General features: G+C 72.2%; 28 protein-coding genes. 14 read left to right on the forward strand and 14 right to left on the reverse strand.

The features are described 5' to 3' along the window. Positions 1 to 11 precede the first annotated feature (11 nt). Positions 12 to 419, forward strand: coding sequence for a CoA-binding protein (locus ACGF3C_RS00995; RefSeq protein WP_393217590.1), 408 nt, complete (start codon positions 12 to 14; stop codon positions 417 to 419). Between the two features lie 136 nt (positions 420 to 555). On the opposite strand, the gene ACGF3C_RS01000 is transcribed toward ACGF3C_RS00995, so the two are convergent. Further along, entirely contained in the window at positions 556 to 1752 is a 1197-nt protein-coding gene (locus ACGF3C_RS01000) for an acyl-CoA dehydrogenase family protein (protein ID WP_357224481.1), read from the reverse strand. Between the two features lie 177 nt (positions 1753 to 1929). On the opposite strand from ACGF3C_RS01000, the gene ACGF3C_RS01005 reads away from it, so the two are divergent. Beyond that, positions 1930 to 2469, forward strand: coding sequence for a DUF4190 domain-containing protein (locus tag ACGF3C_RS01005; RefSeq protein WP_357224483.1), 540 nt, complete (start codon positions 1930 to 1932; stop codon positions 2467 to 2469). Between the two features lie 27 nt (positions 2470 to 2496). Here ACGF3C_RS01005 and ACGF3C_RS01010 read toward each other — a convergent pair whose 3' ends face one another. Further along, complete coding sequence (locus tag ACGF3C_RS01010; protein ID WP_091394758.1) at positions 2497 to 3402, reverse strand: SDR family NAD(P)-dependent oxidoreductase; 906 nt, start codon at positions 3400 to 3402, stop codon at positions 2497 to 2499. 118 nt (positions 3403 to 3520) lie between these two features. On the opposite strand from ACGF3C_RS01010, the gene ACGF3C_RS01015 reads away from it, so the two are divergent. Continuing rightward, the gene (locus ACGF3C_RS01015) at positions 3521 to 4069 is read left to right on the forward strand and encodes a DUF4190 domain-containing protein (protein ID WP_393217593.1); all 549 of its coding nucleotides are present in this window, start codon (positions 3521 to 3523) and stop codon (positions 4067 to 4069) included. 75 nt (positions 4070 to 4144) lie between these two features. Here the strand turns inward: ACGF3C_RS01015 and ACGF3C_RS01020 are convergent, their stop codons facing one another. Then, a complete protein-coding gene (locus ACGF3C_RS01020) occupies positions 4145 to 5101 on the reverse strand; it encodes a CoA ester lyase (RefSeq protein WP_238680411.1) in 957 nt (318 codons plus the stop codon). A gap of 129 nt (positions 5102 to 5230) precedes the next feature. Between ACGF3C_RS01020 and ACGF3C_RS01025 the strand changes: the two genes are divergently transcribed. After that, positions 5231 to 6055, forward strand: coding sequence for an SDR family NAD(P)-dependent oxidoreductase (locus ACGF3C_RS01025; RefSeq protein ID WP_357224512.1), 825 nt, complete (start codon positions 5231 to 5233; stop codon positions 6053 to 6055). After that, complete coding sequence (locus ACGF3C_RS01030) at positions 6048 to 6341, forward strand: hypothetical protein (RefSeq protein ID WP_357224499.1); 294 nt, start codon at positions 6048 to 6050, stop codon at positions 6339 to 6341. Before ACGF3C_RS01025 ends, ACGF3C_RS01030 begins: the two co-directional genes overlap by 8 nt. Here ACGF3C_RS01030 and ACGF3C_RS01035 read toward each other — a convergent pair. From ACGF3C_RS01035 to ACGF3C_RS01045, 3 genes are all read right to left on the reverse strand, one after another. Beyond that, positions 6338 to 7726, reverse strand: coding sequence for a hypothetical protein (locus ACGF3C_RS01035; RefSeq protein ID WP_393217596.1), 1389 nt, complete (start codon positions 7724 to 7726; stop codon positions 6338 to 6340). The genes ACGF3C_RS01030 and ACGF3C_RS01035 overlap by 4 nt on opposite strands. Then, a complete protein-coding gene (locus ACGF3C_RS01040) occupies positions 7723 to 8247 on the reverse strand; it encodes a SigE family RNA polymerase sigma factor (protein WP_393217598.1) in 525 nt (174 codons plus the stop codon). Before ACGF3C_RS01040 ends, ACGF3C_RS01035 begins: the two co-directional genes overlap by 4 nt. A 98-nt stretch (positions 8248 to 8345) precedes the next feature. Next, a complete protein-coding gene (locus ACGF3C_RS01045; RefSeq protein WP_393217600.1) occupies positions 8346 to 9305 on the reverse strand; it encodes a DMT family transporter in 960 nt (319 codons plus the stop codon). Positions 9306 to 9411: 106 nt separating this feature from the next. Between ACGF3C_RS01045 and ACGF3C_RS01050 the strand changes: the two genes are divergently transcribed. Beyond that, complete coding sequence (locus tag ACGF3C_RS01050; RefSeq protein ID WP_357221825.1) at positions 9412 to 10131, forward strand: HAD family hydrolase; 720 nt, start codon at positions 9412 to 9414, stop codon at positions 10129 to 10131. Positions 10132 to 10139: 8 nt separating this feature from the next. On the opposite strand, the gene ACGF3C_RS01055 is transcribed toward ACGF3C_RS01050, so the two are convergent. Further along, a complete protein-coding gene (locus tag ACGF3C_RS01055) occupies positions 10140 to 10670 on the reverse strand; it encodes a hypothetical protein (RefSeq protein ID WP_357221827.1) in 531 nt (176 codons plus the stop codon). Between the two features lie 12 nt (positions 10671 to 10682). Then, positions 10683 to 11552: a PhzF family phenazine biosynthesis protein gene (locus ACGF3C_RS01060; RefSeq protein ID WP_357221829.1), complete on the reverse strand. Its 870-nt coding sequence runs from the start codon at positions 11550 to 11552 to the stop codon at positions 10683 to 10685. A gap of 33 nt (positions 11553 to 11585) precedes the next feature. Here ACGF3C_RS01060 and ACGF3C_RS01065 point away from each other — a divergent pair, with 33 nt between their 5' ends. The 3 genes from ACGF3C_RS01065 to ACGF3C_RS01075 all read left to right on the forward strand — a co-directional run bounded on the left by ACGF3C_RS01065 (position 11586) and on the right by ACGF3C_RS01075 (position 14740). Further along, on the forward strand, positions 11586 to 12872 hold the full coding sequence (locus ACGF3C_RS01065) for a magnesium transporter MgtE N-terminal domain-containing protein (RefSeq protein ID WP_355005098.1): 1287 nt from the start codon (positions 11586 to 11588) through the stop codon (positions 12870 to 12872). Further along, a complete protein-coding gene (locus tag ACGF3C_RS01070; RefSeq protein ID WP_357221831.1) occupies positions 12865 to 13515 on the forward strand; it encodes a DUF1003 domain-containing protein in 651 nt (216 codons plus the stop codon). Before ACGF3C_RS01065 ends, ACGF3C_RS01070 begins: the two co-directional genes overlap by 8 nt. A gap of 76 nt (positions 13516 to 13591) precedes the next feature. Then, positions 13592 to 14740, forward strand: a complete 1149-nt coding sequence (locus tag ACGF3C_RS01075; protein ID WP_357221833.1) for an Mrp/NBP35 family ATP-binding protein — start codon at positions 13592 to 13594, stop codon at positions 14738 to 14740. Between the two features lie 128 nt (positions 14741 to 14868). Here the strand turns inward: ACGF3C_RS01075 and ACGF3C_RS01080 are convergent, their stop codons facing one another. After that, positions 14869 to 15294, reverse strand: a complete 426-nt coding sequence (locus ACGF3C_RS01080) for a preprotein translocase subunit TatB (RefSeq protein ID WP_393217605.1) — start codon at positions 15292 to 15294, stop codon at positions 14869 to 14871. A 97-nt stretch (positions 15295 to 15391) separates the two neighbouring features. Further along, positions 15392 to 16846: a trypsin-like peptidase domain-containing protein gene (locus tag ACGF3C_RS01085; protein ID WP_357221836.1), complete on the reverse strand. Its 1455-nt coding sequence runs from the start codon at positions 16844 to 16846 to the stop codon at positions 15392 to 15394. A gap of 315 nt (positions 16847 to 17161) precedes the next feature. Here ACGF3C_RS01085 and ACGF3C_RS01090 point away from each other — a divergent pair, with 315 nt between their 5' ends. After that, positions 17162 to 17731 (forward strand): O-methyltransferase, encoded by a 570-nt coding sequence (locus tag ACGF3C_RS01090; RefSeq protein WP_393219035.1) that lies wholly within the window; start codon positions 17162 to 17164, stop codon positions 17729 to 17731. Positions 17732 to 17785: 54 nt separating this feature from the next. Here ACGF3C_RS01090 and ACGF3C_RS01095 read toward each other — a convergent pair whose 3' ends face one another. Together ACGF3C_RS01095 and ACGF3C_RS01100 are read right to left on the reverse strand one after the other, a co-directional pair. Beyond that, on the reverse strand, positions 17786 to 19261 hold the full coding sequence (locus tag ACGF3C_RS01095) for a leucyl aminopeptidase family protein (RefSeq protein ID WP_393217608.1): 1476 nt from the start codon (positions 19259 to 19261) through the stop codon (positions 17786 to 17788). 147 nt (positions 19262 to 19408) lie between these two features. Further along, on the reverse strand, positions 19409 to 19576 hold the full coding sequence (locus tag ACGF3C_RS01100; RefSeq protein WP_007455245.1) for a DUF3117 domain-containing protein: 168 nt from the start codon (positions 19574 to 19576) through the stop codon (positions 19409 to 19411). Between the two features lie 189 nt (positions 19577 to 19765). Here ACGF3C_RS01100 and ACGF3C_RS01105 point away from each other — a divergent pair, with 189 nt between their 5' ends. The 4 genes from ACGF3C_RS01105 to ACGF3C_RS01120 are packed head-to-tail and all read left to right on the forward strand — an operon-like array spanning position 19766 to position 23994. Then, a complete protein-coding gene (locus ACGF3C_RS01105; protein ID WP_091394799.1) occupies positions 19766 to 20584 on the forward strand; it encodes a PaaX family transcriptional regulator C-terminal domain-containing protein in 819 nt (272 codons plus the stop codon). Between the two features lie 4 nt (positions 20585 to 20588). After that, positions 20589 to 21380, forward strand: coding sequence for an enoyl-CoA hydratase-related protein (locus ACGF3C_RS01110; protein WP_355005093.1), 792 nt, complete (start codon positions 20589 to 20591; stop codon positions 21378 to 21380). A gap of 59 nt (positions 21381 to 21439) precedes the next feature. After that, complete coding sequence (locus ACGF3C_RS01115) at positions 21440 to 22738, forward strand: DUF1800 family protein (RefSeq protein WP_393217611.1); 1299 nt, start codon at positions 21440 to 21442, stop codon at positions 22736 to 22738. Between the two features lie 14 nt (positions 22739 to 22752). Continuing rightward, positions 22753 to 23994: a DUF1501 domain-containing protein gene (locus ACGF3C_RS01120; RefSeq protein ID WP_357221841.1), complete on the forward strand. Its 1242-nt coding sequence runs from the start codon at positions 22753 to 22755 to the stop codon at positions 23992 to 23994. Here the strand turns inward: ACGF3C_RS01120 and ACGF3C_RS01125 are convergent. Further along, positions 23991 to 24614, reverse strand: coding sequence for a hypothetical protein (locus ACGF3C_RS01125; RefSeq protein ID WP_393217613.1), 624 nt, complete (start codon positions 24612 to 24614; stop codon positions 23991 to 23993). The genes ACGF3C_RS01120 and ACGF3C_RS01125 overlap by 4 nt on opposite strands. Before the next feature lie 13 nt (positions 24615 to 24627). After that, positions 24628 to 25209 carry a DNA-3-methyladenine glycosylase I gene (locus ACGF3C_RS01130; protein ID WP_357195534.1) on the reverse strand — a complete coding sequence of 194 codons (582 nt, stop codon included), beginning with the start codon at positions 25207 to 25209 and terminating at the stop codon, positions 24628 to 24630. Positions 25210 to 25232: the final 23 nt, after the last annotated feature.

Here is a 25232-nt window from a genome sequence, read left to right on the forward strand (position 1 = left end):
ACAGTCGGCGGGTGCGTACCGCTCAGCAGATCCTCGCCGACTCCGCCGTGATCGCCGTCGTGGGCGCGTCCCGCGACCCGTTCAAGGCCGCGCACGGCGTGCCGTTGCAGATGCAGCAGTACGGCTGGCGCATCATCCCGGTCAACCCGACTGTCGACGAACTGTTCGGGGAACGGGCCTACAGGACCCTCGCCGACATTCCGCACCCCGTCGACCTGGTGGACGTGTTCCGACCGGCGGCCGACGCCGTGCAGGTGGTGCGGGACGCGGCGGCGATCGGCGCTCCCGCGGTCTGGCTGCAACTGGGCATCGTCTCGGCCGAGGCGCGGCGGATCGCCGAGGAGGCCGGCATGGACTACGTCGAAGACCGCTGCCTCATCGTCGAACGCGCCGCCGCCAACCTGACCCGCCTGCCCTAACCCGAAGCCCCACCCATCGCCGCGATCTTGCACTTACTGTCCCGGCATAAGTGACACAAGGGTCAAAGGGCAACCGAAAGTGCAAGATCGCGGGGGTCTGGGTTGGGTGAGGGCGGGGCGGGCGGGGCGGGCGGGGTTAGAGCTTGTATTGCTTGAGGAGGCCTCGGGAGATGATGGTCTTCTGGATCTCTGAAGTGCCCTCGCCGATGAGCAGGAACGGGGCCTCCCGCATCAGCCGCTCGATCTCGTACTCCTTGGAGTAGCCGTAGCCGCCGTGGATGCGGAACGCCTCCTGGACGACCTCGGCGCAGTATTCGGAGGCGAGCAGCTTGGCCATCCCGGCCTCCACGTCGTTGCGCTGGCCGGCGTCCTTGAGCCGGGCGGCGTTGACCATGAGGGCGTGCGCGGCCTCGATCTTCGTGCCCATCTCGGCGAGCTTGAAGGCGATCGCCTGGTGCTTGGCGAGAGGCTGGCCGAAGGTCTTGCGCTGCTGGGCGTAGCTCACCGCCAGCTCGAAGGCGCGGATGGAGATGCCGCAGGCGCGGGCGGCCACGTTGACCCGGCCCACCTCGATGCCGTCCATCATCTGGTAGAAGCCGCGACCCACCTGGTCGGCGCCGCCGAGGATCGCGGAGTCGGGCACCGTGACGCCGTCGAGCACCATCTCGGTGGTCTCGACGCCCTTGTAGCCCATTTTCTCGATCTTGCCGGGGATGGTGAGGCCGGGGGCGGTCTCGCCGAAGCCCGGCTCCTTCTCCAGCAAAAAGGTGCTCATGTTGCCGTAGACGGACTCCGCGCCGGTGTCGGTCTTGACCAGGGTGGCCACCACCGAGGAGTAGGCCCCGTTGGTGAGCCACATCTTCTGCCCGTTGAGCACGTACCGGTCGCCGTCGCGGACGGCCCTGGACTTGATCGCCGAGACGTCGGAGCCGGTCTCCGGCTCGGACATGGAGAACGCTCCCCGCACCTCACCGGTGGCCATCTTCGGCAGCAGCCGGGCCTTCTGCTCGGCGGAGCCGTGCTGGGAGATCAGGTACGCCACGATGAAGTGGGTGTTGACGATGCCGGAGATCGACATCCAGCCGCGGGACAACTGCTCCACCACCAGCGCGTAGGTGAGCAGTGATTCGCCGAGGCCGCCGTGCTCCTCGTCGATGGTGAGGCCGAACAGCCCCATCTCGCGCATGCCGTCGAGGATGTCGGTGGGGTACTCGTCGGCGTGCTCCAGCCGCTGCGCGTGCGGGATGATCTCCTTGTCGGCGAAGTCCCGAACGGTCTCCAGGATCGACTGTTGCACATCGGTCAGGCCGGGCGTCTGGGCGAGTCGGGCCATCTCAGCCTCCGGGGATCCGCGCACTACTCATGGGTAACTGAACGCTGGGTCAGTATCGGCCCCTCGGGTCGAGGAGGCCAAGGTGACCAGTCCACACAACCGCTGTGAAAAGGTTCACCGCTGCGGGTAGCGTCCGGCAAGAGGGACTTTTCCGGCACCGGCAGGAGGAGGACAGCTGTGAGCTACCCACCGCCGTCGGGACCGCCCGAGGACGAGCCGCCGCCGTCACCCTACGAGCCACCGAAGGACCAGTCGCCGTACGCGCCACCGCCAGCCGGCCAGTCACCGTACGCGCCGCAGCCGGACCAGCCGGCGTACGAGCTGCCAGCGGAACGCTCACCGTACGGACCGCCGGAGGGCGAACCGTCGCCGTACGGCCACCAGGGGCCACAGCAGTCGGCGCACTGGAGTCAGCAACCGCCGTACCCCCCGCAGGGCCCCTACGGCCAGTACGGTCCACCGCCGGCCGGGCCGGGTCGGGGCACGAACGTGCTGGCGATCCTGTCGCTGGTGTTCGCCTTCGTCTTTCCGCCGGCCGGCGCCGTCCTCGGTCACGTGGCCAAGCGGCAGATCCGTACCAGCGGCGAGGAGGGCGACCAACTCGCGACCTGGGGGCTGATCCTGGGCTACGTCTTCACCGGGCTCACAGTGCTGGCCTGCTGTGGCTGGCTGGCACTGGTGGCCTTCGGCAACTCCGGGGACAGCGGCGGCTACTGACCAACGGGCCGGTGTGGCCCGTCGCGGTCAGCGGAAGCGGGCCTCGCGGACGCTGTTGCCGCCGTCCACCACGAGCATCTGCCCGGTGATGTACGAGGCGGCCGGCGAGCAGAGGAAGCTGATCGCCGCGGCGACCTCGTCCGGCGTGCCCGGCCGCCCCACCGGCGTGCCCAACCCCTGCTTGATCTCGGCCATGGTGGACGCCGCGGTGTAGATGGTGCCGGGCGCCACCGCGTTGACGGTCACCCCGTCGGCGATCATCTCCATGGCCAGGGCCCGGGTCAGCCCGACGACCCCGGCCTTCGCCGCGGCGTACGCGGCCTCGGTGGGCAGGGCGTTGACCGGGCCGGCCGTGGCCGCCAGGTTGACGATCCGACCCCAACCCCGCTCGGCCATCCCCCCGATGAACGCCCGGCTGCACAGGAACGCGGTGGAGAGGTTGCGGTCGATCTCGCCGCGCCACTCGTCGTAGGTCAGCTGCGCTACCGGCCGCAGCACCCCCTGGCTGGCGCGACTGGCCAGGCCGGCGTTGTTGACCAGCACCTCGACGTCGCCCAACTGCTCGGCGACGGCATCGGCCAACGCGCCGACCTCGGACTCGTCGGTCAGGTCGGCGACGAAACCGGTCACCCCCAGCTCGGTCGCCCGCTCGTGGATGCGTCGGGTGGTGGAGACGATGGCCACCCGCGCGCCCAGGTCGGCGAGTCGGCGGGCGGTGGCGTACCCGATGCCGTCCGGGCTGCCCGCCCCGGTGACCAGGGCGACCCGCCCGTCGAGGCGCATGGTGACCGGGTCGGTGAGCGCGACCGGCTCGTCGGGGCCGGGGCTGCCCGCCGGGGCGGCCGTCCGGGCGCGCCGGGCCGCACCCGGGCGGCTGACGTCCCGTCGGGGTCGACTGCCGGAGCGGTCCGCGGCGCGCGCGTCGTATGCCATGTCAGGGATCCTGCCCGTTACGACCGGCCCGAGCAACGCGGCACCCGGAAGCGGGGGCGTCGGGTTTGGGCAGCGCTGGCTACCCTGTCTGCGCACCCCAACCTGACGGAGAGTTTGTATGACCAATCCCCCGCCGCCCGGCAACTGGAGCGACCCCACGTGGTCGGCCCAGCCGTCGAGCCCCGCACCGGATCCGACCCTGGTGGCCGGTCAGCCGGTGCCCGCGCAACCTGGCCCGGTCGACCCGTACGCGCCCAGCCCGTACGCCCCGGACCCGTACGCCCCGGTCGACCCGTACGCCGGCGCGAAGCAGCCGGCGACCCAGCCGATGCCCGGATACGCGCCGCCCGGATACGCGCCCGGTTACCCGCCGCAGTACCCCGGCTACGGCTACCCGCAGCCGCCGAAGACCAACGGGATGGCCATCGCGGCGTTCGTGCTGGCCCTGATCGGTTTCACGTCCTGCATCACCGCGCCGATCGGCGCGATCCTCGGGCACGTCGCGCAGAAGCAGATCCGGCTCAGCGGTGAGGGCGGTGCGGGGATGGCGAAGGCCGCCATCATCGTCGGCTGGATCCTCACCGGGTTCCTGGTGTTGGTGATCCTCTTCTACGTTGCCGCGATCGTCTACGCGATCGCGACGAGCAACGACAGCAGCAGCTACTGACCAGCGGGCGGGCCGGCGTACCGGCGATTGTCGGGCCGGTTCGACAGCCGGCGGCGGTCGTCCCGGCCCGGCCCGTCACTGCTCCGGTGGGGTGAACGACGAGGTACGGCTCATCCCGGCGGCCCGGCCCTTCGCGGCGACCACCAGCGCCATCTTGCGGGACGCTTCGTCGATCATCTCGTCGCCGAGCATCACGGCGCCGAGCCGGCCGCCGGCCTCCGAGGTGTAGTGCTCGTACGCGTCGAGGATCAACTCGGCGTGGTCGTAGTCGGCCTGCGCCGGCTGGTAGACCTCGTTGGCGGCGTCGATCTGGCCCGGGTGCAGCACCCACTTGCCGTCGAAGCCCAGCGCGGCCGAGCGCTTGGCCACCTCGCGGAACGCGTCGACGTCGCGGATCTGCAGGAACGGGCCGTCGATGGCCTGCTTGTCGTGCATGCGCGCGGCCATCAGGATCCGCATGAGGATGTAGTGGTACGGGTCGCCCGGGTAGTCGGGGATCAGGCCGCCGACCACCATCGACTTCATGTTGATCGACGCCATGAAGTCGGCCGGGCCGAAGATGATGGTCTCCACGCGCGGCGAGGCGGCGGCGATCGCGTCCACGTTGACCAGACCGGCGGCGTTCTCGATCTGCGCCTCGATGCCGATCCGGCCGACCTCCAGGCCGATCGTCTTCTCGATCTGGGTGAGCGTCAGGTCCAGCCACTGCACCTGCGCGGCGGTCTGCACCTTCGGCAGCATGATGCAGTCCAGGTTGGCGCCGGCGCCCTCGACGACCTCGATGACGTCCCGGTAGGTCCACGGGGTGGTCAGGTCGTTGACCCGGACCACCCGGGTCTTGCCGGCCCAGTCGCCCTCGTTGAGGGCGGCCACGATGTTCTTGCGCGCGTCCGGCTTGGCCAGTGGGGCGACGGCGTCCTCCAGGTCGAGGAAGACCTGGTCGGCCGGGAGGCCCTGGGCCTTGCCGAGCATCTTCACGCTGGAACCCGGCACGGCGAGGCAGGACCTGCGGGGGCGACCGACTGCGGCCATGGGATGCGCTCCTTCCAGCGTCCGGCGGGCATGCCGACGCCACCTGACGACAGATCCGAGACCTTAACGATCCCAAAGGGCGTTGTGACGCCACGGTAACCTCGCGCCATGACCGGGGTGAATGGACCTGTGGAAGATCTCACTGGGCGCCGGCTGGTGGTGGTGACCGGGGCCAGCTCCGGCATCGGGCTGGCCGCTGCCGTGCACCTGGCCTGCCGGGGCGACCAGGTGGTGCTGGTCGGGCGGGACCCGGCCCGCCTGCAGGCCGCGGCCGAACGGGTTCGGGAGACCTCCGGCGAACGTCCGGAGCTGTTCCGGGCCGACTTCGCGATCCTCGACGACGTACGCCGTCTGGCCGAGCGGCTCCGGGCGGCGTACGACCGGATCGACGTGCTCGCCAACAACGCCGGCGCGATCGCGCTGCAACCACTGAAAACCGTCGACGGTTTCGAGATGTCGATCCAGGCCAACCACCTGGCCCCGTTCCTGCTGACCAACCTGCTGGCCGACCGGGTGGGCCGGGTCGTGGTGACCGCCTCCGGCGCGCACCGCTTCGGCGCGCTGGACCCGGACAACCTGAACAAGCCACTGCGTAGTTACCGGCCGCTGGGCGCGTACGGCACCAGCAAGCAGGCGAACGTCCTGTTCACCGCCGAGGCGGCCCGGCGCTGGCCGGACGTTGCCGCGTACAGCTTCCACCCCGGGGTGGTCCGTACCCGGTTCGCCAACGACAGCAGGATCGTCGCGATCGGCATGCGTCTCATGCCGTTCCGCAGCCCGGAGAAGGGCGCCGAGACCCTGGTGTGGTTGGCCAGACAGGAGCGTTCCCGGCTGATCAACGGGGGGTACTACGTCAACCGACGCCCGCGTCGACCGCTCCGGAAGGCGGCCGATCCGCAGCTCGCCGCCCGGCTGTGGGCGGCGAGCGCCAAGGCGGTCGGTCTCGATGACTGACCGGGCCGATGAGCTGACACTCGTCGCGATCGTCGAGTTCACCGTCGGGGCGGAGGCCGCCGGGCAGCGCTACGAGGACGCCGTGTTGGCCCTGCTGGAACGGCACGGCGGCCGGTTGGAACGGCGACTGCACGGCACCGACGGGCAGACCGAGGTGCACGTGATCCGGTTCGCCGGACGGGCCGGCTACGAGTCGTTCCTCGCCGACCCGGACCGGGCGGCCCTACGTGCCGCCCTCGGCGAGGCCGCCCCGACGACCCGGGTCATCGAGGTGCACGGAGGTTAGCCGCCACGGAGGAGTCGGTCTGACCGTCGAGCGCGCCGGCGTCGCAGCCACGACAGCACGGGCAGCGTGACCAGGACCGCCAGGATGAACCCCACAGCGAGCGCCCAGAACGGCGGTGGCCCGTAGTGGGGGCGGCCGGATTCGCGTACCGCCCCGTCGATCGCGAGGTCGGCGGCGACCGACAGGTCGGTGATGCCCTCCGGCGTCCGGAAGAGCACCTCCGGCGCGGTCGCCCCCCGACGTAGCACCACGAGTTCCACCGCCTCCGTGCCGACCTCGTGATAGGGCCCCCAGGCGACGTCGTGCTCCTCCGGGCTGTCCACCGCGGTCGGGCCCGGTACGCCGACCAACGCGACCGCCTCGTCCGCCGAGCGCCAGCCGAGCAGTTGCACGAACGAGCGGGAGCGCAGCGGCGGGAACGCCGCGCCGGCCAGCGGAGTGCCGTCGACTGTGGACCTGGGGACCAGTGTCCAGGTGCGTCGGTAGGACGGAACCGGGCAGTCGGTGCAGGTGGACCGGCCGAGGACAGCAACCGAACGGCCGTCCGGCAGCCAGGACCCAGCCCCGGCGAGCCGCCCGCCCGCCAACGGCAGCTTCCGGTACGGCTCGGCGACCCGATCCGCGCCCGCGTCGTCCACCCGGGCCAGCCAGACCTCGTCGCGGAGCTGAAGGGCGAGGTCGCCGCCGTCCGGCGACAACGCGGCCGTGCGCCCCGGCGGAACCCAGGTGGTGCCGACCCGCACCCGCAGCACGTCGGCTCCGCGATCCCGGTCGTAGATCCCCACGTACGGGGTGGAGTAGGTGTTCGGGGACGTGAACGTGGTGTCGTCATCGGCGTACACCAGGCGTTTCCCGTTTGGCGCGAAGGCGAGTGGATAGCCGTCCGGGCGATTCGTAGTGGTCCTTCCGGACGTGAGATCGAGCAGCGACGCGCCCATCCAGACATACCGGCCGTCCGGGGAGAGCATCGCCTCGAAGCCCGCGACGGCCGGATCGCCGTCCAGCACGCGGTAGCGATCGTCGTCGGCCGCCACCACGGCCATCCGGGTCTCGAACCAGTTGGTGCGCACGGCGGGACCGCCGAAGAGCATCGCGGCGGCACCCGGCGCCGACGCCCGCACCGAGGCGGTCCGCAGCGGCGGGTCGACGAGCCGGGTGGGCAGGCCCGGGGCGTCGTGCCGAGGGCTGGCGGGCAGCGGCAGGGCGACCGGGTGCAGCGCGTACCCGGTGCCCAGGAGCAGGACCAGGACGGCGAGCGCGCCGGCGACGACTGCCCGGCGACGACGGTGCCGGGTCCGCGCCGCGTCGAAGAGCCCCGCCGGTACGCGCGCGGGCGGCACGTCGTCCGCGAGGCGACGCAGCGCTTCGGAGAGCCGAGTGGTCATCGGGCCACCTCCTGCGGGTCACGGCCGACAAGTTCGGCCAACTCGGGGGCGAGGACACGGAGTCGACCGAGGGCGTGGCGGGTCTGACTCTTCACGGTGCCGACCCGGCAGCCGAGCAGTTGCGCCGTCTCCGTCTCGGTGCGGTCCTCGTAGTAGCGCAGCACGAGGACCGCGCGCTGCCGCGCGGTCAACCGGGCCAGCGCCGCCGACAGCACCAGCCGCAGATCGGTGTCGTCACCCGGCCCGGGACGTTCCGGCAACGCCCCGTCCAACCGCTCCGGCGGGCGGGCCCGCCGCCAGCGCCACCAACTGGCCGCCTGCGTGCAGAGCACCCGGCGCAGGTAGGCGCGCGGGTCAGCGATCCGCTCCCACCGCACCGCGACCCGAGCGAGTGCCACCTGGACCAGGTCCTCGGCATGATGCCGGTCACCGGTCAGCAGGTACGCGAGCCGGGTCAGCCCGGCGGTCTCGGCCCGGACGAAGTCGGCGAAGCCGTCCCGGGTGCGGTCCTCAGTCGTCAACGGATCGCCCTCCTCACCCGGACAGACGCCGGGCGGGCCCTTCGCGGAGGGAACCAGCGTCCATGTTCCTCACGTCGTGGCGGCACCGTGTCGGGCGATCAGTCGGACAGTGGCGTCGGGTCGGCGGGCAGGGCTGTGGGTTCGGCCGCACGGCGGCCGGCGCGGGCGCCGCCCAGCACCACCACCGCCACGCCGGCCAGCAGCATCGCCATGCCGAGCAGCGCGTACGGGCGGGGCACCTGCCCCAGCCAGGCCCAGCCGAGCACTGCCGCGCCGGGCGCCTCCAGCAGGATCAGCACGCTCACAGTGGTCGCCGGGATCTTCCGCAGGGCGTAGTTGAACATCGAGTGCCCGAGCAGTTGGGCGCCGGCCACCAGGGCCAGGATGGCCAGCCAGGTACGCCCGTCGAAGCCGGTCAGCCGCACGCCGCCGACCAGGCACAGGGCCAGCAGGATCAGCGCGCAGATCCCGTAGCAGATGGTGGTGTAGGTGGTGGTGCTGATGCTGACCCGGGCCCGTTCCCCGAAGGCGGTGTAGCCGGCGGCGAACATGGCGCCGATCAGCGCCAGCACGTCACCGAGGACGGCCCGGCCGGAGACTCCGACGTCCACCCCGGTGGCGACCGCCGCGCCGCCGACCGCCACCGCGATGCCGGTCCACACCACCCGGGGCAGCGGACGCCCCTGGGCGCGGGCGATCAACCCCTGCCAGACCGGCTGGGTGGCGACCAGGGCGGTGGACGTGGCGACCGAGGTGAGCTGGGCGCTCGGCACCCAGGTCGCGAAGTGCCCGGCGAGGGCGACCCCGGACAGAACGCAGAACAGGCCCTCCCGCCGGCCCGCGCCCACTGTCAGCCTCCGGAACTCGGCGCGGCGTCGGACCAGTGCGAAGGGGCTCAGGACGGCCACCGCGAGCAGGTTGCGCCAGAACGCGATGGCCAGCGCCGGAGCGGCGGCGTACGCGATCAGCGGCGCGGACGACGACACGGCGACCACTGCCAGCCCGACCGCGCCGGTGGTCAGCGGATCCAGGGACGGTCGGGGTGAAGGTGGGGGCACGGGACGTAATCCTCACACGTATGACGGTCAGCACGGAGGGTCATCACTCCGTTACGATCACGCGGTTCCGCGCCGGCGACCCTCGACCGCCCGGAGGCGCTCTCCCATGCCCAGCTACCAGGCGGTGCTGTTCGACTTCTTCGGCACCCTGACCCGTTCGGTACAACGCGGTGTCGCGCACGTCGGCACCGCCGAGCTGCTCGGATGTCCCACCGAGGTGCTGACCGAGGTGCTGAACCGCACCTACTACGAGCGGGCCAGCGGCCGGCTCGGCGACGCGGAGGCGACACTGCGCTGGGTGTGCGCCCAGGCCGGCGTACACCCCAGCGACCACGCGGTACGGGCAGCGGTGGCGTCCCGGCACCGGGCGGTCCGCGCCGACACCTGGCTGCGGGCCGACGCGGTGCCGGTGCTGGCGGCTCTGCGTCAACGCGGCCTGCGCACCGGCGTGATCAGCGACTGTACGCACGAACTGCCGGCCTTCCTGCCGCAGCTCGCGGTCGCCCCCCTGCTCGACGTACGGGTCTTCTCGGTGCAGGTCGGGCGGTGCAAGCCGGATCCGACGCTCTACCTGACGGCCTGCCAGCGGCTCGGGCTCGCGCCAAGCGACTGCCTCTACGTCGGTGACGGCGGCAGCCAGGAGTTGACCGGCGCCGAGCGGGCCGGGATGACCGCCGTCCGGCTCGCCGCACCGGATCTGGCCACGCACATGGTCTTCAACGCCGACCGGGACTGGTGCGGCCCCGCCCTCGGCACCCTGGGCGAGGTGCTCGCCCTCGTCGACGCCGACGCCGCGGTGGCGGGCGTCGGCGGTCGGACGGGCTGATCGACCAATCAGCGGCGGCGGACCCGGTGCAGGCGGAACGGCTTGCGGGTGGCCCGGACCGCCGGAGTCGCCCGGGGCGGCTCGGCCTGCGCGTCGGCCGGCAACTCCGCTCCGGCCAGCGGCGTACCGGCCGGGGCGAGGCGGTTCACCGCACATCCGTCGGCGGCCCATCGGGCCACCAGGTCAGCGGTCGGACCGGGCGCGTTGAGGCGCTTCGCCGCCACCAGCGGCGCGGTGACGTCCCACGCCTCGGTGCCCGGCTGCAACCGGCTCACCCGGGCCGGCCAGGTGACGATCCGGCCGCCGTGGTCGCCGCGCAGGGTGACCTGGGCCTCGGTCGCGTCGGCCAGACCCGGTGCGGCCTGCTCGCCCGGCCCACTGACCACCAGCAGCGCGCCTTCCAGCGGGGCGCACCAGAGCGCAAGCGCCGGCCCACCCGCAACGCTGACCCAGGCCACGGCGGCCTTCTTCATCGCCTCGTCGACCAGTGGGGTGCCCCCGGGGGCGGTCTCGTCCGTCACACCCGCATCCTCCCGCATCGGCGCCTCCGCTCAGCCCACGAACGGTGGCACGGCGATCTCGCCGCGAGCCACCGGCACCACCTGGCCGGCGACGGTCGCGCCGACCGCCGCCCCGTTCGCCGCGGTGACCGTGCAGGCCAACGCGGACGGACGGTTCATCTCCACGCCCTGACGAACCGCGTACTCGGACCGACCCTCACCGGGCAGCAGACCGCTCGCGACCAGCCAGACACCGAGGCCGAGGGCCGCCGAACCGGTCGCCGGGTCCTCCGGAACGCCGATTCCCGGCACGAAGACCCGGGCGTGCGCGGTTTGCGCGGCCGCGTCCCAGGAGAAGACGCTGACGTGCGAAACCCCGTACCGCTGCGCCGCCGTGGCATTCACCTGCGCGCGGGCCACCGACTCCGGCCGTACCGGCAGGAACGGGAACTCCAGCCCGCAGCCGGCGACCCGTGGGGCGGGCCCGATGTGATCCTCGGCGACCAGGCCGGCGATCTCCAGCAACGGCTCCGGGTCCAGCTCCGGCCCGAGCGTCGGGGCGCCACCGGTCAGCGTCGCCCCGGACGCGGTCACCTCGATCGGCAGCACACCGGCCCGGCACTCCTGGGTGACCTGCCCCACACCGAACATGCCCCGCCGGCAGGCGGTGACCGCCGCGCCGACACTGGGGTGCCCGGCGAACGGCAACTCCTCCACCGGGGTGAAGATCCTGGCCCGGTAGGTGACGCCGACCTGGGTCGGCGGCAGCACGAACACCGTCTCGGACAGGTTGAACTCCAACGCGAGCGCCTGCATCTGCTCGGTGGCCAGCGCCTCCGCACCGAACACCACAGCCAGCGGGTTACCGGCGAAGGGGCGATCGGTGAAGACGTCCACGATCTCGTAGGCCAAGGTCGACATGTTGATAAACACTAGGCGCTTAGGCTGGTGCCCGTGAGTACGCCGACCCGGGTCTACATCGCCCGTCTCGCCGGAGTCGCCGTCTTCGACCCGAACGGCGATCAGGTGGGCCGGGTTCGTGACGCCGTGGCACGGCTGCGGGCGACGAAGCGTCCACCGGAGGTGGTGGGCCTCGTCGCCGAGATGCCGATGCGTCGTCGGATCTTCCTGTCCATCAACCGGATCACCTCCATCGACGCGGACGCCGTCGTGCTCGGGTCCGGCACCCTCAACCTGCGCCGGTTCGAGAAACGTCCGAACGAGCTGCTGGTGCTCCAGGAACTGCTCGACCGGCGGGTGCAACTCGACCCCGGCGGCCAGCCCGGCGCCGTCGTGGACGTCGCGATGGAGTGCACCCGGGGTGGGGAGTGGTCGCTGACCCGTGTCGCCGTACGCGAACAGACCGGTCGGCTCAGCCGCCGCGGCCACCTGCACCAGGTCGAGTGGGACCGGGTGCGCGGGCTCAGCGGCATCGCCGACAACCGGGGTACGGCGAACCTGCTCGCCGTCCTGGAGGACATGCGCCCCGCCGACCTGGCGAACGCGTTGCAGGATCTGCCCGACGCGCGACGCAACGAGGTCGCCGCCGCGCTGGACGACGAGCGACTGGCCGACGTGCTCAGCGAGCTGCCGGAGCACGACCAGGTGGAGATCCTCGCCGCCCTCGACCGGGAGCGGGCCGCCGACGTCCTGGAGGAGATGGACCCGGACGACGCCGCGGACCTGCTCAACGAACTGCCCCCACCCGAGCAGGACGTGCTGCTGGACCTGATGGAGCCGGACGAGGCCGACCCGGTACGCCAACTGCTCAAGTACACCCCCGGCACGGCGGGCAGTGTGATGACCTCCGAACCGGTCATCCTGCCGCCGGACGCCACAGTCGCCGAGGCGCTGGCCCGGATCCGGGAGCCACAGCTCTCCCCCGCCGTGGCCGCGCAGGTCTTCGTGACCCGGGCACCGCAGAACACGCCGACCGGCCGGTACCTGGGAATGGTGCACTTCCAGGCGCTGCTGCGCGAACCCCCGGCCGACCTGCTGGGCAAGGTGGTGGTCAACGACATCGACCCGCTGCGCCCCACCACGCCGCTGCCGGAGATCACCCGCCGGATGGCCACCTACGACCTGGTCGCCATGCCGGTGATCGACCGCAACAACCGGCTGGTCGGTGCCGTGACGGTGGACGACGTGCTGGACCACTCGCTGCCCCGGGACTGGCGGGACCGCGACGCCCTCGTCGCCCCGGGCACCACCGACCCCGCGCTGGACGGCACGGATGGCTGACCAGCGTCGGACGGAGCGCCTCGACCAGCCACGCGAGCCCCGGGGCATCAAGCTGCCCCGGTTCGACGCGGAGGCGTTCGGTCGATGGTCCGAGGGCATCGCCCGGGGCATGGGCACCGCGAACTTCATCGTCGTCATGACTGTGGTGATCGCGATCTGGTTCGTCTGGAACACCCTTGCCCCGGCGAACCTGCGCTTCGACCCGTACACCTTCACGTTCCTGACCCTGGTGCTGTCGTTGCAGGCCAGCTACGCGGCCCCGCTGATCCTGCTGGCCCAGAACCGGCAGGCCGACCGGGACCGGGTGGCCCTGGAGGAGGACCGGCGGCGAGCCACCGCGCAGAAGGCGGACACCGAGTACCTGGCCCGGGAGATCGCGGCCCTGCGGATCGCGCTCGGCGAGGTCGCCACCCGCGACTTCCTCCGCTCCGAGCTGAGCCGGCTGGCCGAGGAACTGGACGAGGTGGGGCAACGCCGGCAGCGGCTGGAGCGCCGCCAGCAGGAGAAGGACAACAGGCAGGAGCGACGTGGCCAGCGGCCGACCGACGGCGTCGGCCTGGAAGAACCCCGCGACGACCTGGACGGCGACTTCACCCGCAACGCCCGGCCGGACGGCACCGGCCCGCGCCGGTCGGAGAGCTGACCGACGGGTCATCGATTGGCTCACACCGCCCTGGGCAGCGGCGGCAACGGATGCCCCGCGACGTAGCATTGCGGGCATGTCAGCACCCGTGAGCACCGTCGAGGACGCGATCCAGGCCGCCCTGGCCACCGTCAACGACCCGGAGATCCGCCGGCCCATCACCGAGCTGGGCATGGTCCGCTCCGCCACGATCGGTGCCAGCGGTGTGGTCCGCGTCGAGCTGCTGCTCACCGTCGCCGGCTGCCCGCTGAAGGACAAGCTGCGTACGGACATCACCGCCGCCGTCGCCTCGGTGCCCGGAGTCACCGGCGTTGAGATCGACTTCGGGGTGATGACCCCCGAGCAGCGGCAGTCGTTGCAGTCGCAGCTGCGCGGCGGCGGCGCCACCGAGGAGCCCGTCATCCCGTTCGCCCAGCCCGGCTCGCGCACCCGCGTGTACGCGGTGGCCAGCGGCAAGGGTGGCGTCGGCAAGTCCAGCGTCACCGTCAACCTGGCGGCGGCGCTCGCCGCCCGTGGGCTCTCCGTCGGGGTCGTCGACGCCGACATCTACGGCCACTCGGTGCCTCGGATGCTCGGCACCGAGGCGCGACCCACCCGGGTCGAAGACATGATCATGCCGCCGCAGTCGCACGGCGTGAAGGTGATCTCGATTGGCATGTTCACGTCCGGCAACGCCGCAGTCGTGTGGCGCGGCCCGATGCTGCACCGGGCGTTGCAGCAGTTCCTGGCCGACGTCTACTGGGGCGACCTGGACGTGCTCCTGCTCGACCTGCCGCCGGGCACGGGTGACGTGGCCATCTCGCTGGCCCAGTTGCTGCCCAACTCGGAGATCCTGATCGTCACCACCCCGCAGACCGCCGCCGCCGAGGTCGCGGAGCGGGCCGGGGCGATCGCCCTGCAGACCCACCAGCGAGTGGTCGGCGTCATCGAGAACATGTCCTGGCTGGAGCTGCCGGACGGCTCCCGGATGGAGATCTTCGGCGCCGGCGGTGGTGAGGCGGTGGCCGAGTCGCTGAGCCGGACCATCGGCGCGCAGGTGCCGCTGCTCGGTCAGATCCCACTGGACACCCGGGTCCGCGAGGCCGGCGACGCCGGCAACCCGATCGTGCTGGCCGAGCCGGAGTCCCCGGCCGCTCAGGCGCTCGGCACGGTCGCCGACCGGCTCGCCCTGCGCCGCGAATCACTGCTCGGCAAGCCGCTCGGTCTCAAGCCCGCCGGTCGCTGACCGGTCCGTAGTCCGCCAGGCGCTGGCCGCATGGTCGACTCGGGTTTCTGGAAATCGGGGTATCCCGCGCCGTTTGACGGGCCGACTTCCTGGAAACCGAGTTGATCAAGGCAAGCGCGGCGAGTCGGTCAGGTGGCGTCGTCGTAGCTGGCCCGAGGGGCCGGGGCCGACGAAGTGCTGGTGACCGTGCTGGCGGGCGAATTGCCGTTCGACCGCAGGTCGGCGGCGTTGGCCACGTCCTTCAGGTCGTTGTGCACGCCGCTGACGTCCGCGCGCAGGTTGTCGTAGACGCCCTGCAACGGCTTGCGGATCGCCGCCTCGTCCTCCTCGCTGAGGAGGTGCTTGCGGATGAACGCCTTCGGGTGCAGGTCTTCCAGCTGGATGTCGGTGCCCAGCTCACGGCTCAGGTCACCGGTGGCGTTGCGGGCCATGTTGCGCAGATTTCGCACCAGCCGCAGGCCGTCGGTGATCACGGCGGGAAGCCGGTCACCGAAGATCAACAGCGCCAGGAGCAGCAGCGCACCGATCTCCCACCAGTTCAGGTTGTCGAGCATCCCGCGGGCCTCCTCTCGGCGTCAGCAGCAAGACTACGCACGGTGGACGGCTTTCGGGCAAGGGGTGCGCCGCTGTTCACCTCACTTCCGCGCTGAGTCACTTCGCGTCCGCGGCGAGAGTTACCGAGGTGTTCTGCCGGGCGGAGCCCCGCCGATACTCGACGGTCACGATCGAACCCGGCGCGTACTTGCGGACCAACGCGGTCAGATCCGTCGGCTCGGTCATCGGCCGCCCGTTGATCTTGAGGATCACGTCGCCGACCTTCAGTCCGGCACCGTCCGCAGGGCCGGACGGCTCCACCTCGGCCAGCCGCAGGCCGCCCCCGACGACCCCGGTCGGGCCGTCCGCCCGCGCGCCGATCACCGTACGCCGGGCCTTGCCGGTGCCGATGATGTCCTGGGTCACCCGCTTGGCCTGGTTGATCGGAATGGCGAAGGCGAGCCCGATGTTGCCGGCCTCCTGCCCCTCGGCGACCAGTGACTTGATGGTGGAGTTCACTCCGACCACCCGGCCCGCGCCGTCGACGAGTGGGCCACCCGAGTTGCCGTGGTTGACGGCTGCGTCGGTCTGGATGGCCGCGTAGTAACGCACCGGGCCGCCCGGCTCACCGGCCTGCATCGTCCGGTCCAGCGCACTCACGATGCCGGCGGTGACCGTGTTGGCCAGCGACAACGGCGAGCCGATGGCGAGCACGGGGTCGCCGACCGCCAGCGCGTCGGAGTCGCCGAACTCCACGGGTCGCAACCCGGGACGACTCACCTTGATCACCGCGATGTCCGACTCCGCGTCCTGGCCGACGATGGTCGCCGGCGCGGTGCTGCCGTCGTTGAAGACCACCGATGCCTTGCCGGTGCCGCCGGCCACCACATGGTCGTTGGTGATCACATGGCCGTCGGTGGTGGCGATGAAACCGGAGCCCTCACTGGTGCCGCCGAGGCTGCTCACCCGTACGGTGACCACGCTGGGCAGGACCCGTTCGGCGACCCCGGCCAGCGACTCCGGTTTGCGCTGCGCCAGCGCCGGCACCTCTGCGGGCGCACCGCCGAGGACCGCCGCACCAGCGCCGCCGCGCACCGCGAACGCGTAGCCCAACGCACCGCCGAGGGTGCCGGCCAGCAGCGCGGTGATCACGGGAATGAGCAACAGGTGGCGCAGTGTCGGCCGGCCCGGCGCATCAGGATCGGTGACCGGCTCGGGCTCGGCGCCGGGAGCCACCACCCCGGACACCACCACAGCGGTCGGGGCTGCCGGGTCGCGCCAGGGGTCGGCGAGCGCGTCCGACCACCAGGCCGACGCATCGGCAGGGCCTGGCCCGCCCGAAGCCGACGCCGGCCAGGCCGGTGTCGGTCCGCCGGAAGACGGCTGCCAGGCGGGTGTCGGTCCGCCGGAAGACGCCGGCCAGCCCGGTGCCGGCCCGCTGCCTGGCGGGCCGAGGGGCGGGCGGTCAGCCCCCGGCATGGTCGGCGGCCCCACCGACGGGGCTCCTGCCCCGGGCGGTCGCGCCGGAGCCGGAGTCTCACCGCCCCGGCGCCAGTCCCAGCCGTCGGTCACGTGGTGCCTCCCAGTCCGTCCCCGGATCCCGTGCCGCGTCGCCCGGCCACGGGCCGGTCTGGTCGCGGCTGACGGGATACCGCCTCCAGGATTGCACGGATGGACGCGGTGCAGTCAGCGGTTGCCCCGGTGATCGCTCCGGGCGGAGGCGCGGCTGCGCGCCCCACGACTGTCGCCTCTACGCTCACAGTGCCAACCCGCCCCCGCACCACGCACCGCCCCCGGAGGTGCCCCATCGCCACGGTCGCCGGTTCCGGCAGTTCGACGACACAGGCCCAGCATTTTGCCGAGTCGTACGTCACCGAGGATCTCGTTCTGCGTACCGCCCGCAGCCTGGCCCGGGAGGTCGGCCTCGACGCGGTCACGCCCGGCGCGGGGGCGGCGCTGCGGCTGCTGGCCGCCGCCGGCAACGCCCGTGCGGTGGTGGAGATCGGCACCGGCACCGGGGTCAGCGGTGTCTGGTTGCTGCGCGGCATGCGCGTCGACGGCGTGCTCACCACCATCGACGTGGAGGTGGAGCACCAGCGGATCGCCCGGCGGATCTTCGCCGAGGCGGGTTTCGCGGCCGGGCGTACCCGGATCATCACCGGTCGGGCGCTCGACGTGCTGCCCCGGCTCGCCGACGGTGCGTACGACCTGGTCTTCGTGGACGCGGAGGCGACCGGCTTCCACGCCTGCGTGGAGGCGGCGCTGCGGCTGTTGCGCCCGGGGGGAGTGCTGGCGCTCAACGGCGTGCTGGCCAGCGGCCGGATCGGAGACCCGTCCGCCCGGGACGCGGAGACGGTGACGGTTCGCGAAACGATCAAAGCGGTCCGGGAGTCGGAGCACTGGATCCCCGCGATGCTTCCGGTCGGGCACGGGCTGCTCGCCGCGGTGAAGTGCTGATTCGAGCCCAGGACGGGTCAGAGCCCCGGTCGCGCCGAGGCTCTGACCCGCGCCCTAGTTGACGTCGGCGAGCCAGCGCAGCAGCGAGCGGACGCCCCAACCGGTGGCGCCGCGGCTGACCTCGGCCTGGTCTCCGTCGGCCCAGGACGGGGCGGACATGTCCAGGTGCAGCCAGCGGTCTCGTAGTTCACCGGTGAACTCGCGCAGGTAGAGCGCGGCCAGCACCGAACCGGCACCCTGGGTGGGCGCGCTGTAGAGGTCGGCGATCTCGCTGCCGAGGTACTCGACGTAGTCGGTGTGCAGCGGCATCCGCCACGCCGACTCGCCGGCCGCCTCGGCCGCCGCCAGCACGCTGGTGGCCAGTTTGTCGTTCTCGCTGTACAGGGCGGCGGTGCGCTTGCCCAGCGCCACCGAGTTCGCGCCGGTGAGCGTGGCCAGGTCGAGCAGCAGGTCCGGTTTGAGCTGCTGCACCGCGTACGCCAGCGCGTCGGCGAGGACCAGGCGACCCTCGGCGTCGGAGTTGGTCGTCTCGCTGGTCGTACCGCCGTAGTGCCGGATCACGTCGCCGGGGCGGAACGCCGAGCCGCTGACCATGTTCTCGGCCAGCGGGGCCAACGTGGTGATCCGGACCGGCAGCCGCAGCGCGGCGGCGCCCACCGTGGCGGCGACGACCGCAGCCGCGCCGGCCATGTCCTTGCGCATCAGCTTCATCGACGCCACCGGCTTGATCGAGATGCCGCCGGTGTCGAAGGTGATGCCCTTGCCGATCAGCACCACGTGGGTGCGCGCGTTGGCGGGGTGCCAGTCCAGCTCGACCAGCCGCGGTCCGCTGGCGGAGCCACCGCCCACGGCGAGGATCCCGCCGAAGCCCTCGGTGGTCAGCTCGGCCGGGCCACGGACCCGCAGCCGCAGGTCCGGAAGGTCGGCTGCGGCGGTGGCCACCTGGTCGGCGAACCACTGCGGGGTCTTCACCGAGGAGGGGGTGTTGGTCAGGTCCCGGGCGAGATGCGTCATCGCGGCCGTGGTTCGGGCCGTGGCGACGGTGTCCTCGTACCCGGTGGGGTCGTCGAGCAGCAGGTCGACGGCGGTGAGCGCCGGTCGGTCGCCGGCCTCGGTGAGCCGGAAGCGGTACGGGGCGAGCAGCAGCCCCTCGGTCAACCCGCGAACCGCGGCCGGGGTCACCTCGGCCGGCAGCGCGATGGTGATATGCGTCTCAGCTGACGCTGAGCGGGCCAGGGCGGCGCCGGCCGCCCGCCAGGCCGCCTCGTCGCCGTCGCCGATGCCGAGCAGTAGCAGCCGGCCGGGGGTACGCCCGGGGCGCAGCTGGGTGTGGATCTCGCCGGCTCGGCCGGTCAGCCGGGCCGCTGACACCAGCGCGGTCGCCTCGCCAGCCGTGCCGTCCGGGCCCGCCACGGCGGTCGGTACCGGCTCGGCCGAGGTGTCACCTTCCGCCGTCGAATCGGCGGAGCGGACGGGCAGAACGAGGACGTCGAGCCGGTCGGGCTCGGCGATCAGACGAATGGCGAGCACGCGGAACCGCACCTCCAGGAAAGTGTCGCGGGTCGGCGGCCAACGCGCCTGCCCGCAGCGTTGAAGGCCCTGAGCCACCGGTGGTTCCGGTGGCTCAGGGCCTGAAGAACGTTCCGGGCGGCCTGAGCCGCCCGGAGCACTCCTTACTCAGCCGGCCGCTGCCTTCAGTGCGTCACCGAGCGCGTTGGCCTCGTCGGGAGTCATCTCGACGACGAGCCGGCCACCGCCCTCCAGCGGGACCCGCATGACGATGCCCCGCCCCTCCTTGGTGACTTCCAGCGGACCGTCGCCCGTCCGCGGCTTCATCGCCGCCATGTTGTCTCCCCTCAGACCTACACCAGGGTCGGTGGGTTGCCCCACAGCCACTTCGTCACGACCACCCGCAACGGTCACGGGGGTGTCAACAACGATTTTCCCTGATGAACACCGCCGGACCCAAACCGGAGCAGCATTGATGTAACAGCATCTAGCTTATCTTGAGAAGGCCTGTCACAATGTGCGGTCATGCAGGCACGGTCGGCACTCTTCGACCTGTACGGCGACCACCTCCGTCCGAGGGGTGGCCGGGCACCGGTTGCTGCCCTGGTCAAGCTACTGGCGCCGCTGGGAATCGCACCGCCAGCAGTTCGCACCGCCGTCTCCCGGATGGTGCGCCAAGGCTGGCTCGAGCCCCTCCGGTTGGTCTCCGGACCCGGATATTCGATCACACCGAAAGCTGCCCGCCGACTCGACGAGGCAGCGGCCCGGATCTACCGGACCGGCCGGGTCACCTGGGACGGCCGGTTCGATCTGCTGGTGTTGGAGGCCCCGGGCTCCCGGCGGGACCGCCAGCGGCTCGCCGCCAACCTGAGCTTCCTCGGCTACGGGACGCTCGACGAGCAGACCTGGGTCGCCACCCGCCCCGCCGAGGATGTCGACCTGCTCCTCGCCGAGACCGGCATCCGGTTCGAGCGGTTCACCGCCTCGCACTTCTCCGGCACCCCCGGCGCGATGGGCGTGGTCCGACGCGCCTGGAACCTGGCCGAGATCGGCCGCGCCTACGAGCGGTTCGTCGCGGACCAGCGCCCGCTGCTCGCCGCGGTCACCGTACGCAGCAGCGACGAGGAGGCGTACGCGACGCGGTTCCGCCTCGTGCACGCCTGGCGTACGTTCCTCTTCCAGGATCCGCAGTTGCCCCCGGCGCTGCTGCCCGAGCGGTGGCCCGGCACCGCCGCGGCCAGTTTCTTCGACCGGCACGCGGCCCGCCTGCGTCCGGCCGCCGACCGGTACGTCGAACAGTGCCTCGACGCCGGCAACCGCATCGTCCGACAGAAGGGTCGTTAGACACGTGACCGAGCCGCTGCTGGTCGACCGGACCGATGCCGTCGTCACCCTCACGCTGAACCGGCCGAAGGCGATGAACGCGCTCGACGTGGCGCTCAAGGAGGCGCTGCGTGACGCCCTCGCCGAGCTGGAGACCGACCGGTCCTGCCGCGCGGTGGTCCTGGCCGGGGCCGGCGGGTCGTTCAGCGCCGGGCAGGACCTGCGCGAGCACGTGGCCACCCTGGAAAACTCCGGCAATGATCCGCTGGGCACCGTGCGGGCGCACTACAACCCGATCGCCGCCCGGCTCGCCAACCTGCCCAAGCCGGTGATCGCCGCGGTCCGCGGGATGGCCGCCGGGGCGGGCGCGTCGTTGGCGTTCCTGGCCGACATCCGCATCGGCGGTCCGACCACCAGTTTCCTGATGGCCTTCGCCAAGGTCGGTCTCGCCGCCGACACCGGCGCCTCCTGGACGTTGCCGCGACTGGTCGGGCACGCCAAGGCGGTGGAGCTGCTGATGCTGGCCGAGCCGGTCCGCGCCGAGGAGGCCTGCCGGTTGGGCCTGCTCAACCGGTTGACGGACGACGACGAGCAGGTCCTGCCCGTCGCCCAGGAGCTGGCCGCCCGCCTCGCCGCCGGCCCGACCGTCGCGTACGGGGCGATCAAGCGACAGCTCTCCATCGCCGACGCCGGCACCCTCGCCGACGCCCTCGCCGCCGAGGCGCAGGCCCAGGCGATCTGCGGCGCCACCGCCGACCACCGGGCGGCCACCCTCGCCTTCGTCGGCAAGCAGAAACCGGTCTTCGAGGGACGCTGAACGCGATCCGGACGCCGCCCTTACCGTCCTCGAACACGGGCCGCCTAGCGTCGGCCGGTATGAGCGATCGTGAAGCGGTGGCGCACCTGCTGCGCCGGGCCACCTTCGGCCCGACCGCCGACGAGGTGGACGCGGCCGAGCGGGCCGGGACGGCGGCGACCCTGGACCGGCTGCTCACCCCGCCGGCGACGGACCGGGGTGCGGCGGCCACGCCGGTTCCGACGCTGCCCCCGGACCCGTACGCCGGGCTGACCAAGGACTCCACCCGCGAGCAACGGCAGCAGGCCAACGCGGAGCGCCGCAGGCAACTCCAGCAGGTCACCGAGTGGTGGCTGAACCGGATGGTGGCCGCCGAGGACGGGCTGACCGAGAAGTTGGTCTTCTTCTGGCACGGGCACTGGGCGACCAGCGCCCAGAAGGTCAAGTCGGCGCGGCTGATGGTGGGCCAGTTGGAGACGCTGCGCCGGCACGGTCGTGGGCCGCTGGGCCCGCTGGTCGCCGCGATGGTGCGCGACCCTGCCCTGATCGTCTGGCTGGACGGGCAGAAGAACACCCGCAAGGCGCCGAACGAGAACCTGGCCCGTGAGCTGATGGAGTTGTTCACCCTCGGCATCGGCGTCTACAGCGAGGCCGACGTGAAGGCCGGCGCGCGGGCCCTGACCGGCTGGGTGGTCGACCGGCGTACCGGTGCGGCCCGCTTCGAGCCCAAGCGGCACGACCCCGGCGAGAAGAGCATCCTCGGGCAGAGCGGCCGGTTCGACGCCGAGGCGTACGCCGGTCTGCTGGCCGCCCAACCGGCGGCCGCGACCTTCGTGGCCGGTCGGCTCTGGTTCCGCTATGCCGGCACCGAGACCCCGGCACCGGACGGCCTGGCCGGCGCGGACACCATCGCGACAGTACGCGCGCTCTTCTCCGCACCGGCCTTCGCGCAGACCCGGGGCACGCTGGTGAAGCAGCCGGTGGAGTGGCTGGTGGGTGCGCTGCGGCAACTCGGTATCCGTCCGTCCGCGCTGCCCGAGCAGCAACGCAAACAGTTGCTGGCCGGTCTGAACGCGCTGGACCAGGTGCCGCTGCGCCCACCCAGCGTGGGCGGTTGGCCAGCCGGGTCCGCCTGGCTGACCACCTCGTCGTTACAGGCCCGGCTGCGGACGGCCGGGGTGCTCGCCGCCGCCACGGCACCAGCGGTGCTGGCCCGGCTGACCGCCGCACCCACCGCCGGGCGACCGGACGCGCTGGCCCGACTGCTCGTGGTCGACGGCTGGGGCGCGCGCACCCGCGCCGCTCTCACCCCGCTGGCCGGTGAGCCCCGCAAACTGCTCGCCGCCGGCCTGGTCAGCCCCGAATACACAGTCAGCTGAGCGGAGGAGTCGACATGGACACAGTGACCCGACGCAGGTTCCTGGTGACCAGTGGGGTGGTCGGCGCGGGCGCGTTGGCCGCCGGGGCCGGCGCGTACAGTCTGCGGGACCTGCTGGACACCAGCGGAGACCGGGACCCGCAGTCCCGCACGCTGGTGCTGGTGACCCTCTACGGCGGCAATGACGGCCTCAACACGGTCATTCCGTACGGCGACCCGGCCTACCGGGCGGCTCGCCCGGAGCTGGCGTACCCGGACGGGGAGGTGCGGCGGTTGGACGACGACTTCGGCCTCAACCCGGCGCTGGCCGGCCTGCACCAGCGCTGGTCCGACGGTGGGTTGGCGATCGTGCGTGGGGTCGGCTACCCGAAGCCGGACCGCAGCCACTTCCGTTCGATGGACATCTGGCACACGGCGCAACCGGACCGGCCCGGCAACACCGGCTGGCTCGGGCGGTGGCTGGACGGTGCCGGTGGCGACCCCCGGCTGGCGGTCTCCTTCGAGCCGGCGCTGCCGCCGCTGCTGGCCGGGGCGCAGAGCGCCGGTGCGGCAGTGCCGGTGACCGACCGGAAGGCAGCCAAGGGGCTGTCGGCGCAGACGCTGACCGCGTTCGAAGCCGCCGAGCCTGGTGAGTCCGCCGCGCGAGCCCGGGCCGCCGCCTGCTTCGCCGACCTGCGATCGGTGGACGAGATGATCCGCCAGGTCCGCGACTCCGACAACCCGGACATGGCAGACCCGGACGGCGAGCAGGCGCCGGCGACCGCCACCGGCGGGGCGAAGACTCCGCTGGACGCCCAACTGGACCTGGTCGCGCAGTGCGTCGAGGCGGGAGTGTCCACCCGGGCCTTCTCCGTGTCGCTGGGCGGCTTCGACACGCACGCCGACGAGAAGCAGTTGCAGGCGGTGCTGCTGGGTCAGCTGGACCGGGCGTTGACCGGGTTCGCCGACCGGATGAGTCGCACCGAGGCGGGCCGGAAGGTGGTGGTGGCGGTCTACTCCGAGTTCGGCCGTCGGGTACGCGCCAACGCCTCCGACGGCACCGACCACGGCACCGCCTCGGATGTGCTGCTGCTCGGCGCGGGCGTCCGGGGCGGCTGGCACGGCGCACCGCCGAGCCTCACCGACCTCGACGACGGCGACCTGAAATACACCACGGACTTCCGGGACGTCTACGCCACGCTGCTGGAGCGGGTGCTGGACACCGACCCGGGCCCGGTCCTCGCCGACTGGCGGGGACGGGTGGACAAGCTCTTCTAATCGTCCTCTTCCGGGTCCTGGTTGGCCTGCTCGCCCAGCACGAACGCCTGCATGGCCAGCTCGTCCCCGGCCGGCGAGACGAAGGCGGGCAGCTCATGCGGGCCCAGCTCCTGCACGTAGGACCAGAAGAGCCGCACCGCCTCGGCCGGCGTGTCGGCCTCGATCGGCAGGTCGAGGCTGACCAGCCAGGTGCGGCGCGCCCGGGGCGGGCCGAGCTGGTCGGCCAGCGCCCGGAAGGCCGCCGGCTCCACGGCGGTCACCGGCCCGTCGAGCGTCAGCAGGTCGGCCGGCACCGGCTCGTCGAAGGCCCGCCGGGTGTACGCGACGACGAGCGTGCCCGGCTCGACCGGGGACTGCGGGTCGTCCGGGTCCTCGCGGTGGCGTCGTCCCGGCTCGGTGACCCGACCGAGGGCCACCAGCCGGGGCGGCGCGTCGACCAGCACTGCCACCTGGTCGCCCGGCCCTGGCCGGGCGACGTCGGTCAGCCCGGTCAGCTCCAGCGCGTCGTGGTGTACGAGCCGCTCGGCATCGTACCGTTCGGCGGGCAGCAGCACGGCCCAGGTGCCCACCCCGTCGGCGTTGCCGGCCGCACCGGCCCGGTGCGCGGTCTCGGTCGTCATGCCTGCCATCTCATCACGCCGCCGGTGGGACGGTGACGTGACAGCCGACGATGTGATCGTCGACCATCCCGGTGGCTTGCATCAGCGCGTACGCGGTGGTCGGGCCGACGAACCGAAAGCCGCGCTTCTTGAGTGCCTTGGCCATCGCTGTCGACTCCGGGGTGATCGGCGCCAGCTCGGCGAACGAGGCGGGACGAGTCGGCCGAGGCTCCGGCGCGAAGGACCAGAGCAGCGCGGACAGGCCCTCCGGCAGCTCCAGTGCGGCGCGGGCGTTGGCGATCGCCGCCTCGATCTTGGCCCGGTTGCGGACGATGCCGGCGTCGGCGAGCAGCCGGGTGACGTCGGCGTCGTCGTAGCGGGCGACGGTCGGGATGTGGAACTCGTCGAAGGCCAGTCGGAACGCCGGACGCTTGCGCAGGATGGTCAGCCAGGACAACCCGGACTGGAACGCCTCCAACGTCATCCGCTCGTAGAGCGCGTCGTCTCCGCGCAGCGGTCGCCCCCACTCGGTGTCGTGGTAGACGGCGTAGTCGGGGGTGCTCGACCCCCAGGCGCAGCGGGCCAGCCCGTCGGCGCCGATCACCAGGTCAGTCACCTCGTACACGCTAGGGCATCGCA

The organism is Micromonospora sp. NPDC047762 (genome assembly GCF_043204655.1).
GTDB lineage: Bacteria > Actinomycetota > Actinomycetes > Mycobacteriales > Micromonosporaceae > Micromonospora.

What these genes read in the sequence shown, in the direction of transcription:
- ACGF3C_RS01000 (WP_357224481.1), bottom strand. Translation starts at nt 1,752, where the DNA reads ATGGCCCGACTCGCCCAGACGCCCGGCCTGACCGATGTGCAACAGTCG.
- ACGF3C_RS01010 (WP_091394758.1), bottom strand. Translation starts at nt 3,402, where the DNA reads ATGGCATACGACGCGCGCGCCGCGGACCGCTCCGGCAGTCGACCCCGA.
- ACGF3C_RS01015 (WP_393217593.1), top strand. Translation starts at nt 3,521, where the DNA reads ATGACCAATCCCCCGCCGCCCGGCAACTGGAGCGACCCCACGTGGTCG.
- ACGF3C_RS01020 (WP_238680411.1), bottom strand. Translation starts at nt 5,101, where the DNA reads ATGGCCGCAGTCGGTCGCCCCCGCAGGTCCTGCCTCGCCGTGCCGGGT.
- ACGF3C_RS01030 (WP_357224499.1), top strand. Translation starts at nt 6,048, where the DNA reads ATGACTGACCGGGCCGATGAGCTGACACTCGTCGCGATCGTCGAGTTC.
- ACGF3C_RS01035 (WP_393217596.1), bottom strand. Translation starts at nt 7,726, where the DNA reads ATGACCACTCGGCTCTCCGAAGCGCTGCGTCGCCTCGCGGACGACGTG.
- ACGF3C_RS01050 (WP_357221825.1), top strand. Translation starts at nt 9,412, where the DNA reads ATGCCCAGCTACCAGGCGGTGCTGTTCGACTTCTTCGGCACCCTGACC.
- ACGF3C_RS01055 (WP_357221827.1), bottom strand. Translation starts at nt 10,670, where the DNA reads ATGCGGGAGGATGCGGGTGTGACGGACGAGACCGCCCCCGGGGGCACC.
- ACGF3C_RS01060 (WP_357221829.1), bottom strand. Translation starts at nt 11,552, where the DNA reads ATGTCGACCTTGGCCTACGAGATCGTGGACGTCTTCACCGATCGCCCC.
- ACGF3C_RS01070 (WP_357221831.1), top strand. Translation starts at nt 12,865, where the DNA reads ATGGCTGACCAGCGTCGGACGGAGCGCCTCGACCAGCCACGCGAGCCC.
- ACGF3C_RS01075 (WP_357221833.1), top strand. Translation starts at nt 13,592, where the DNA reads ATGTCAGCACCCGTGAGCACCGTCGAGGACGCGATCCAGGCCGCCCTG.
- ACGF3C_RS01080 (WP_393217605.1), bottom strand. Translation starts at nt 15,294, where the DNA reads ATGCTCGACAACCTGAACTGGTGGGAGATCGGTGCGCTGCTGCTCCTG.
- ACGF3C_RS01100 (WP_007455245.1), bottom strand. Translation starts at nt 19,576, where the DNA reads ATGGCGGCGATGAAGCCGCGGACGGGCGACGGTCCGCTGGAAGTCACC.
- ACGF3C_RS01105 (WP_091394799.1), top strand. Translation starts at nt 19,766, where the DNA reads ATGCAGGCACGGTCGGCACTCTTCGACCTGTACGGCGACCACCTCCGT.
- ACGF3C_RS01115 (WP_393217611.1), top strand. Translation starts at nt 21,440, where the DNA reads ATGAGCGATCGTGAAGCGGTGGCGCACCTGCTGCGCCGGGCCACCTTC.
- ACGF3C_RS01120 (WP_357221841.1), top strand. Translation starts at nt 22,753, where the DNA reads ATGGACACAGTGACCCGACGCAGGTTCCTGGTGACCAGTGGGGTGGTC.
- ACGF3C_RS01125 (WP_393217613.1), bottom strand. Translation starts at nt 24,614, where the DNA reads ATGACGACCGAGACCGCGCACCGGGCCGGTGCGGCCGGCAACGCCGAC.